The 10,570-nt window shown below is 42.1% G+C and carries 5 protein-coding genes, 2 rRNA genes and 1 pseudogene; 1 reads left to right on the forward strand and 7 read right to left on the reverse strand.

The window, feature by feature from the left end; genetic code table 11:
- Positions 1-324: 324 nt before the first annotated feature.
- Positions 325-2,712: a YgiQ family radical SAM protein gene (locus AC5YDM_RS12880; protein WP_496152486.1), complete on the reverse strand. Its 2,388-nt coding sequence runs from the start codon at positions 2,710-2,712 to the stop codon at positions 325-327.
- Between the two features lie 343 nt (positions 2,713-3,055).
- Between AC5YDM_RS12880 and AC5YDM_RS12885 the strand changes: the two genes are divergently transcribed.
- On the forward strand, positions 3,056-4,069 hold the full coding sequence (locus AC5YDM_RS12885; protein WP_496152487.1) for an alpha/beta hydrolase: 1,014 nt from the start codon (positions 3,056-3,058) through the stop codon (positions 4,067-4,069).
- A 261-nt stretch (positions 4,070-4,330) separates the two neighbouring features.
- Here AC5YDM_RS12885 and AC5YDM_RS12890 read toward each other — a convergent pair whose 3' ends face one another.
- From AC5YDM_RS12890 to AC5YDM_RS12915, 6 genes and pseudogenes are all read right to left on the reverse strand, one after another.
- Positions 4,331-4,642, reverse strand: coding sequence for an ankyrin repeat domain-containing protein (locus AC5YDM_RS12890; RefSeq protein WP_496152488.1), 312 nt, complete (start codon positions 4,640-4,642; stop codon positions 4,331-4,333).
- Between the two features lie 63 nt (positions 4,643-4,705).
- Positions 4,706-5,218: pseudogene (locus AC5YDM_RS12895) on the reverse strand (abortive infection system antitoxin AbiGi family protein); the annotation flags it as partial.
- Between the two features lie 12 nt (positions 5,219-5,230).
- Positions 5,231-5,545 (reverse strand): hypothetical protein, encoded by a 315-nt coding sequence (locus AC5YDM_RS12900; protein WP_496152489.1) that lies wholly within the window; start codon positions 5,543-5,545, stop codon positions 5,231-5,233.
- Between the two features lie 90 nt (positions 5,546-5,635).
- Positions 5,636-6,985, reverse strand: a complete 1,350-nt coding sequence (locus AC5YDM_RS12905) for an aromatic acid/H+ symport family MFS transporter (protein WP_496152490.1) — start codon at positions 6,983-6,985, stop codon at positions 5,636-5,638.
- Positions 6,986-7,360: 375 nt separating this feature from the next.
- Positions 7,361-7,475 (reverse strand): 5S ribosomal RNA (gene rrf / locus AC5YDM_RS12910).
- Positions 7,476-7,651: 176 nt separating this feature from the next.
- Positions 7,652-10,548, reverse strand: a 23S ribosomal RNA gene (locus AC5YDM_RS12915).
- Between the last annotated feature and the right edge of the window lie 22 nt (positions 10,549-10,570).

Here is a 10,570-nt window from a genome sequence, read left to right on the forward strand (position 1 = left end):
ATCTACAATTGAATGACCCAATCCTTGAATCAACACTTCTAAATTTTACTTGTTCTACTATTTTTAACACTATCAGAAAAGGATTTCATCCTAAAATTGTTAAATGACATTACTGTGACATCCCCAATCACTCTGTTATAAACAAATATAGCTTACTAAACAATTTTTTTCCGATAGAAATCAGCCACTTTATAGCAGTTTTAGTAAATTTTTAGGCTTAATCAAGATACAAAGCCTGTATTAAAACTTATCAACATTGTTACAAAAGTTATCCACAAAAAAAGGATGCCGTAGCATCCTTTCTCTCTTTACTCAACTAAACCATTACGCACGTGATTTAGATTTGCCATTTGCTTTCGGTTTTGAACCGCCAAATGGTTTTTTACGATCACCTGTTTCACGTGGAGGCAAGCCTGTATGCTGAGTCAAAATTTGACCCCGCTCAGGACGTTTCTTGGTATTCGAAGGACGTGATTGATTTTGATCACTACGCTTCTGAGAATCACCACCCACCGTTGAATTTTTCTTACGTGCAGACTGATACTGACCTTCTGTACCTTGTGGTTGATAGGTCGGAATCAAATGCTGCTTCGAATTACCAATTAGATCCTGACGCCCCATTTCCTTCAAAGCTTCACGAAGTAAAGGCCAGTTGTTTGGATCATGATAACGCAAGAATGCCTTGTGTAAACGACGACGCTTCTCACCTTTCACAATATCAACACTTTCGGTATAGCGCGCCACTTTAGACAGCGGGTTTTTACCTGTGTAATACATTGTGGTTGCAGTTGCCATTGGTGATGGATAGAAGGTTTGTACTTGATCCGCACGGAAACCATTCTTCTTCAACCAAATCGCCAAATTCATCATGTCATAGTCGGTTGTACCCGGATGCGCCGCGATGAAATATGGAATTAAGTACTGCTCTTTACCTGCTTCTTTACTGAAACGATCAAACATTTGTTTGAAACGATCATAAGTACCGATCCCCGGTTTCATCATCTTCGACAATGGACCTTTCTCGGTATGCTCAGGCGCAATCTTTAAGTAACCGCCAACATGATGCGTTACTAGTTCTTTCACATATTCTGGGTTTAAAACTGCAAGGTCATAGCGCAGACCAGAACCAATCAGAATCTTTTTAATGCCTTTAAGCGCACGTGCTTTACGATACAGTTGCGTCAAAGGTGCATGATCTGTGAGTAAGTTTTGACAAACCCCAGGGAACACACATGATGGCTTACGACAGTTTTTCTCAATCTCAGGATCATTACAATGCAAACGATACATGTTTGCCGTTGGACCACCTAAGTCAGAAATAATGCCGGTAAAGCCTGGTGCTGTATCACGAATTTTTTCAACTTCACGAAGAATTGATTCTTCAGAACGGTTCTGAATAATACGACCTTCATGCTCTGTGATTGAACAGAAAGTACAACCACCAAAACATCCACGCATGATGTTTACAGAGAACTTAATCATGTCAAATGCAGGGAAACGTGCTTCACCATATGCAGGATGTGGTAAACGTGCATAAGGCAAGTCAAACACATAGTCCATTTCTTCTGTGGTCAATGGAATAGGTGGTGGGTTTAACCACACATCACGTTCGCCATGTTTTTGCACCAATGCACGGGCATTACCCGGGTTGGTTTCTAAATGCAAAATACGGTTGGTATGTGCATACAAAACGGGGTCAGCTGCCACTTCTTCAAAAGCAGGTAAACGGATTACTGCCAACTCACGTAGCGGCAACTTATGCTTAATCGCTTTTGAAGCTGGTTGTAACTGTACAATTTGGGTATTTTCATCTAAATCATCACCTGCGCGAACAATCGGATTCGCTACAGGTTCTTTTTGGAAACCTTGATATTGTGTCAGGCTGTCTTTGCCCTTTTCAATCTCACAACCTTCCAAATCTTCCGTCATCACATAAGGGTTAATGATCGGATCAACACGACCTACGGTATCCACGTCATTCGATGCAATTTCAACGAATTTTGCTTTTGAAGGTCGGTTCAGTTTATTCACGATAAACGCAGTACCGCGAACATCTGTAATTTCATGAATTTTTTCGCCACGCGCCAAACGGTGCATGATTTCTGTAATCGAGCGCTCACCGTTACCGTACATCAATAGATCCGCTTTCGAATCCATCAATACTGAACGACGAACTTTGTCAGACCAATAGTCATAATGTGCAATACGACGTAGTGAAGCTTCGATACCACCTAAAAGTACAGGGACATCAGGATAAGCTTCACGTACACGTTGGCAGTACACAGTTGCAGCGCGGTCAGGGCGCTTATTCGGTACGTTGTCTGGTGAATATGCATCATCTGAACGGATTTTACGGTCAGCCGTATAACGGTTGATCATCGAATCCATATTACCTGCGGTCACACCCCAAGCAATATTCGGTTTACCTAAAACGCGGAACGCATCCACACTCGTCCAATCGGGCTGAGCAATGATACCCACACGAAAGCCCTGTGCTTCTAACACACGACCGATAATACCTGAGCAAAAAGATGCATGGTCAATATAGGCATCGCCACAGACCAAAATAAAGTCACAGCTGTCCCAACCGAGTTGATCCATTTCCTCGCGTGACATCGGCAAAAATGGCGCAGGGTCAAAACATGACGCCCAATATTTGTCGTAATCAAACAACGCTTTTGGCGCAGTCTGCATAGTATAAGCAGTAGACATGGCTAGCAATTCTCGGCTGGCAGATGGATGATCTCAAAAATAAGATCAAAGAAGATGAAAGCCGAGTATTTTACCATGAATTCACCTCATCTTGCTTGATTAAAAAACAATCAAAAATAGTGATTTAACAATTTTCTGCCGAATTTACTTTTCCACGCTACTCGAATCAGTGAGATGAGCCATATCCGACAAATGGTAGATTTTACTTTATGTTTTAAAATCATAGGCTTTAAATCAAATCACGCTTTGAATTGACCCATTTTTTTGAATAGCTGTCATTTAAGATATTTATAAATACAACACATAAGCATAGCTTTAAGAAAAAAATAAAGGGTTCACCCTGATGATTAAGCGTTTCTTTATCTTTCTTATGGTCTTTATTCAGTCCATCGCATGGGCAAGCCCATCTCCCCAGAAGTCCTATGCAGATCAAGATGCATGGAAAAAATTACAACAACGCATGCCTAAAGCCTATCAGCTCAGTGAAAATGAACTTCCATCAGAATACTTTTGGCCTTGGAAAGAGTATCAAGTCCATGTTGATTTTTATCCAAGACCTGAATCAAAAGCAAAAGTCATTTTGTTACATGGTGTCGGCACCAATGGACGTCAAATAAGTTTGGTCTTGGGTCATCCTTTAGCCAAAGCAGGCTATGAAACATTGTCATTGGATTTACCCGGATATGGCTTAACCCAATATCCTTCCAAATCGAAAATTATTTATGAGGACTGGATTCAATTGGTCAATGATTTTGTCGATGCAGAATCAAAGAAAGATGACCGACCTATTTTCCTGTATGGTTTGTCTGCGGGTGGCATGCTCACCTTACACGTTGCAATGCAAAATAAAAATATCAAAGGCATCATTGGCATGACCTTTTTAGATCAACAAGATTTAGACGTCAAAAAAGGTACCATGCGCTTTAGCCCACTCAGTCCAGTTCTCTTACCGGGCATGAAAATTACGTCGCATACCCCATTTGGCAATATCAGCCTTCCGATGTCTTTGGTCTCTAAAATGTCAAAACTCACCAATGACCCTCAAGCGTTGAAGATCATGCTCAAGGATAAAACTTCAGCTGGGAATACCATGAGCATTAAGTTTTTAAATAGCTATATGAATTATAAGCCGCCGTATCATGTTTCTTCATTTACCCAATGTCCTGTATTACTCACTCAGCCTGAACTCGATCATTGGACACCCTTGGCATTAAGCCAAGAAGTCATGAAGCGTTTAAGTGTTCCCCATGAAGTGGTAATGCTTCCTAAAGGTGGGCATTATCCTGTAGAGAAAGAAGCGTTGGATCAATTGAAAATCAGCAGTATTGCTTTTATCGAAAAAAATATATCGAAGTGATCTATGAAGAATGAGGAACTTAGCCACTTTTGTACGAAAATGCTTACATCGAAGGCGGTTATCTGCGTCTAGGCTTAAGCGCTATTTTTTCTTATTCTTAATTCATCAGGAAACAGGAAGTTTCCCAAACGAAAAACAACAATAATATGTTTGAGCATCAGGACGTGAGGTTAGACAGGAGTTAAACCTAAACAACCCGATACGAAGAAAAGCCCATCAGGATGATGGGCTTTTCTTTTTCTATGTGATTCTTTTTTTGGTTCAAAGGGATTTTAAATAATCAACAATTTCTGTTTGCTCTGCCATCTCAGCCAGTTGCAATGCGGTGTATTCACCTTTGTAATTAACATTCGCACCTTTAGCTACAAGTAGTTTAACCACATCGATATAGCCATTTTCAGCGGCAGCTTGTAGTGCGCTATAGCCTTCTTCATCAGTTTGATTCACGTCAGTACCATCGGCTAAAGTCTTTTCCACTTCTGCGATTTCACCGATTGATGACCAATACACAAGTTCAGGAAGATGAAGTTCGTCATCATCTTCAAGGATTGGGGAGAATGAGTTAAGTTTCATAATTTTCCTTATCTTTGATCACATTTTTAATTGTCTAAAAATGTCGAATTAATATATAGATCTCTAATGTTCAATAAGATCCTCCCAAGCAGCTACTGTGATGGATCGTGGTAAGTTTGTCTTTTTAATAAAATCTTCGTAAAAATTAAAACCATCTTGATCTTTAGGTAAAATAATTAATGCAATATCATCAATTGTAAACTTAAAATTATCTAAAGAACGCCATTCCCTTTCACAATAAATAGTATCGAACTCGGATTCATCAAACGTTTTAATATAAGCTAATAGGTTTGAATATCCAATTTCCACATTTTCACTTGCATCTTCTAAAAATGAAATCTCACGATCTAATGAATCTGTGCAAATATCATGATCTTTAATTTCATCATCTAGCTTAGACTGTAAATCCTCGCACTCATAATTTAAGCTCCAAACATTACTTTCTATATCAGATATAGCATCATAACCTTTATAAATATTATTAATTAATTCTGAATTCTCTAACGTATACATCACTGGATTAAATCCTGCTTTCAAAACTGCATCTCGACGAAAACCTATTGCAATTTTCCCATATCTATTTGCATGTTAGGCGATATGCTGAAGAGGAATATCAGCCATACAACAAACCGGTGCCGACCTAATAATTAATGGGTAATTTTCTTTAAAAATATGTTCCTGTCTGTTTGAGTCAAAAAAACGTTTAATTGGAATTATAACTTTTACAATTTCTGCATAATTGCCAACTCTAATTTCATTGCTATTTAATATTGAATTTAGGGCAGCATAACCATTTTTTATTGGTTTTAACTCTTTCAATTGTTTGTTATTTTCATTATCCCAAAGCGGACCTCCTGTAAAATGCCAAAGTATTTTTGATACAGTTCCTGGTCTCGATGACATTTATTTCCTATATTTTATATTTAGTAAAATTCGAAATTATATTATCAAAAAAGCCCCCTTTCGGAGGCTTCTTTTTTAATCTAAATTTCTTTAAGCTTTTGCTATAGCAGGCTTACTTGCATTAATCTTCTCAGACTCATCTTCACTCATAATTAACGCAACAGCGATTGCAGTAATCAATACAGGTAAACCCACTGCCATAAAGTTGAAATGAGCAGGTAAATTCATACCCAGTAACGCACCAATCATGATTGGACCGACAATCGCACCCATACGACCAATTGCAGACGACCAACCAATCCCTGTAGAACGTACAGCCAATGGATAGTATTGAGCAACATAACTGTAAAGCAACATTTGCGAACCAATTGAAGCTGCACCCGCCAAGAATACCAAGATGTATAGCAAGAACTGATTAGACATGAAGCCCATCAAGCTCATCACAATCGCACCCATAATACCCAAGAACATCAATACAGGTTTCAAGTGGAAACGATCGGCAAGAATACCACCACCAACGATACCCACGACTGCACCAACGTTCATCACCATCATGAACATCAAGCTGTTATCCATAGAATAACCAGCAGCCATCATCAGCTTCGGCAACCAACTACTTAGCGCATACATCGTCAATAGACAAGTAAAGAATGCTGTCCAGAATAACAAGGTATTTACCATACGACCACGACGGAACAAACTAACAACCGTTGCAGACTCAGGTTCATCAACATGATGAAGCTCAAATACTGTAGTTGGTTCAACTTTCAACTGAGGTGCAAGTTTAGCAACAATTGGGCGTGCTTCAGCTTGACGGTTTTCTTTAACAATAAAAGTCAAAGATTCAGGTAAGAATTTCCAAATCACAGGTAACAATAACAATGGAATACCCGCGATAAAGAACATGATTTCCCAACCAAAACTTGGAGTAAACCATGAACCCAATAATGCAGCCATTACACCACCAACGGCATAACCACTAAACATTGTGGTCACTAAAGTACTGCGCATTTTACGTGGAGCATATTCTGACGTTAAAGCAACAAGGTTTGGCATAACACCACCAATCCCAAGACCTGCTAAGAAACGTAAAATACCAAATTCAGTCGGGTTAGATGCAAACCCACCTGCAGCGGTTAGACCACTAAATAATACGATACAGATCATAATGACTTTTTTACGGCCAATTTTATCTGCCAAAGAGCCAAAAATCATCGCTCCGAACATCATTCCGGCCAATGCAGTACTTGCGAGCATACCTGCTTGAACTGCACTTAGTCCCCACTCTTCCATTAGCAACGGTAAAACCACGCCATTGATAGCTAAATCGTAACCATCAAACAGGATAATGAGTAGACACCAAGCAACAACATTGAAGTGAAATGGTGTGAATTTTGCTTCGTCAATAATGTCATTAACGTTCACTGCTTGCTGTGACATTGCTCACCTCCTGTGAGATCGAAATTCAGTGAAATTTGATAGCAATCCGAACAGTGCAGAATTTAATTTTTATGCATTACTCATCAACACTGAGCTACCAAAGTGTGTGAGATAACTTTCACATAAATAGTGCTTTTTTTAAATTGAACGATAGTCTAGAAATGGATGTTTTTAGTGCTTTTTATTCAAAAAATGTATTACTACAATTTATTTAAAATATTGATTAATCTAAGGAATTATAATTTTGATTATATTTTAAACTCTTCTTTGAGGTTTTTTTGAGCTACTGCTTCTAGATCCTTTCTTCTTTTCATTTTTCTTCCGCGCACAAAAAAACACCCTGCCTCATTAAGACAGGGTGTTTTAGGAATAATGAGCTGGCGATGACTTACTCTCACATGGGTAACCCCACACTACCATCAGCGCAAAGAGGTTTCACTTCTGAGTTCGGGAAGGGATCAGGTGGTTCACTCTTGCTATTGTCGCCAGCACAACTGTTTATGGATACTTGCTTAGGTCTTATAAAGTGCCTGAGCTTTCTACCAAATGAGTTATTAACAGATTATATCTGAGTTGAATATTGTCATACTAACGGGCTTCTGAATCAAGCTGTTTTGATGAATATCGAATCAATTGAGCTTTATACAACAACTGTTTGGGTGTTGTATAGTCAAGCCTCACGAGTAATTAGTATTGGTCAGCTTCACATATCACTATGCTTCCACATCCAACCTATCAACGTTGTAGTCTTCAACGGCTCTTTAGAGGACATATAGTCCTTGGGAAATCTTATCTTGAGGTAGGCTTCCCGCTTAGATGCTTTCAGCGGTTATCCCTTCCGAACATAGCTACCCGGCGATGCGACTGGCGTCACAACCGGTACACCAGAGGTTCGTCCACTCTGGTCCTCTCGTACTAGGAGCAGATCCTCTCAAATTTCCAACGCCCACGGTAGATAGGGACCGAACTGTCTCACGACGTTCTAAACCCAGCTCGCGTACCTCTTTAAATGGCGAACAGCCATACCCTTGGGACCTGCTTCAGCCCCAGGATGAGATGAGCCGACATCGAGGTGCCAAACACCGCCGTCGATATGAACTCTTGGGCGGTATCAGCCTGTTATCCCCAGAGTACCTTTTATCCGTTGAGCGATGGCCCTTCCATACAGAACCACCGGATCACTAAGACCTACTTTCGTACCTGCTCGACTTGTGGGTCTCGCAGTTAAGCGCGCTTTTGCCTTTATACTCTACGCGTGATTTCCGACCACGCTGAGCGCACCTTCGTACTCCTCCGTTACTCTTTAGGAGGAGACCGCCCCAGTCAAACTACCCACCAGACATGGTCCTCGCTCCAGATAATGGAGCAGAGTTAGAACCTCAATATTACCAGGGTGGTATTTCAAGATTGGCTCCACTCGAACTAGCGTCCGAGTTTCAAAGCCTCCCACCTATCCTACACAAGTAAGATCAAAGTTCAATGTCAAGCTGCAGTAAAGGTTCACGGGGTCTTTCCGTCTAGCCGCGGGTACACCGCATCTTCACGGCGAATTCGATTTCACTGAGTCTCTGCTGGAGACAGCGCCCCCATCATTATGCCATTCGTGCAGGTCGGAACTTACCCGACAAGGAATTTCGCTACCTTAGGACCGTTATAGTTACGGCCGCCGTTTACTGGGGCTTCGATCAAGAGCTTCGCTTACGCTAACCCCATCAATTAACCTTCCAGCACCGGGCAGGCATCACACCCTATACGTCCACTTTCGTGTTTGCAGAGTGCTATGTTTTTAATAAACAGTTGCAGGGGCCTGGTTTCTGTGGCTGTCAACCGCTCAGGAAGTAAATTCCATCACCGTCGACAGCGTACCTTCTCCCGAAGTTACGGTACCATTTTGCCTAGTTCCTTCAGCAGAGTTCTCTCAAGCGCTTTGGTCTACTCGACCTGACCACCTGTGTCGGTTTCGGGTACGATTCCTGTGTAACTGGAGCTTAGAGACTTTTCCTGGAAGTATGGTATCAGCCACTTCACTGCACAAGTGCAGCTTGCTATCAGTTCTCAGCATAGAGTACCCCGGATTTGCCTAAGATACATGCCTACAACCTTCCACCTGGACAACCAACGCCAGGCTGACTTAACCTTCTCCGTCCTCTCATCGCATTACACAGAAGTATTGGAATATTAACCAATTTCCCATCGACTACGCCTTTCGGCCTCGCCTTAGGGGTCGACTCACCCAGCCCCGATTAACGTTGGACTGGAACCCTTGGTCTTTCAGCGAGCGAGTTTTTCACTCGCTTTGTCGTTACTCACGTCAGCATTCGCACTTCTGATACCTCCAGCATACTTCTCAATACACCTTCATCGGCTTACAGAACGCTCCCCTACCACTTGCAATAAATTGCAAATCCGCAGCTTCGGCACATAGTTTTAGCCCCGTTACATCTTCCGCGCAGGCCGACTCGACTAGTGAGCTATTACGCTTTCTTTAAAGGGTGGCTGCTTCTAAGCCAACCTCCTAGCTGTCTATGCCTTCCCACATCGTTTCCCACTTAACTATGATTTTGGGGCCTTAGCTGGCGGTCTGGATTGTTTTCCTCTTGACTACGGACGTTAGCACCCGCAGTCTGTCTCCCGGATAGTACTCATTGGTATTCGGAGTTTGCATCGGTTTGGTAAGTCGGGATGACCCCCTAGCCGAAACAGTGCTCTACCCCCAATGGTATTCGTCCGAGGCGCTACCTAAATAGCTTTCGGGGAGAACCAGCTATCACCAGGCTTGATTAGCCTTTCACCCCTATCCACAAGTCATCCCCTGGCTTTTCAACGACAGTGGGTTCGGTCCTCCAGTTAGTGTTACCCAACCTTCAACCTGCTCATGGATAGATCGCCTGGTTTCGGGTCTACACCCAGCAACTAAACGCCCTATTAAGACTCGATTTCTCTACGGCTCCCCTATTCGGTTAACCTTGCTACTGAATGTAAGTCGCTGACCCATTATACAAAAGGTACGCAGTCACCGGACTCAATGCCGGCTCCCACTGCTTGTATGCATGCGGTTTCAGGATCTATTTCACTCCCCTCACAGGGGTTCTTTTCGCCTTTCCCTCACGGTACTGGTTCACTATCGGTCAGTCAGGAGTATTTAGCCTTGGAGGATGGTCCCCCCATATTCAGACAAGGTTTCACGTGCCCCGCCCTACTCGACATCATCATATAAGCCCTTTCGTGTACAGGACTATCACCCACTACGGTTGCACTTCCCAGAGCATTCCACTAGAACTTATATGACTTAATGGGCTTTTCCCCGTTCGCTCGCCGCTACTAAGGGAATCTCAATTGATTTCTTTTCCTAAGGGTACTGAGATGTTTCACTTCCCCTCGTTCGCCTCGTATGACTATGTATTCATCATACGATACCTGCCTTATGACAGGTGGGTTTCCCCATTCAGAAATCTCCGGATCACAGGATATTTGCCGCCTCCCCGGAGCTTATCGCAGGCTATTACGTCTTTCATCGCCTCTGACTGCCAAGGCATCCACCACATGCACTTAATTACTTGACTATACAACCCCAAACAGTCGTTT

Source organism: Acinetobacter sp. CY81 (assembly GCF_059515925.1).

What these genes read in the sequence shown, in the direction of transcription:
- AC5YDM_RS12885 (WP_496152487.1), top strand. Translation starts at nt 3,056, where the DNA reads ATGATTAAGCGTTTCTTTATCTTTCTTATGGTCTTTATTCAGTCCATC.
- AC5YDM_RS12880 (WP_496152486.1), bottom strand. Translation starts at nt 2,712, where the DNA reads ATGTCTACTGCTTATACTATGCAGACTGCGCCAAAAGCGTTGTTTGAT.
- AC5YDM_RS12900 (WP_496152489.1), bottom strand. Translation starts at nt 5,545, where the DNA reads ATGTCATCGAGACCAGGAACTGTATCAAAAATACTTTGGCATTTTACA.
- AC5YDM_RS12905 (WP_496152490.1), bottom strand. Translation starts at nt 6,985, where the DNA reads ATGTCACAGCAAGCAGTGAACGTTAATGACATTATTGACGAAGCAAAA.
- AC5YDM_RS12890 (WP_496152488.1), bottom strand. Translation starts at nt 4,642, where the DNA reads ATGAAACTTAACTCATTCTCCCCAATCCTTGAAGATGATGACGAACTT.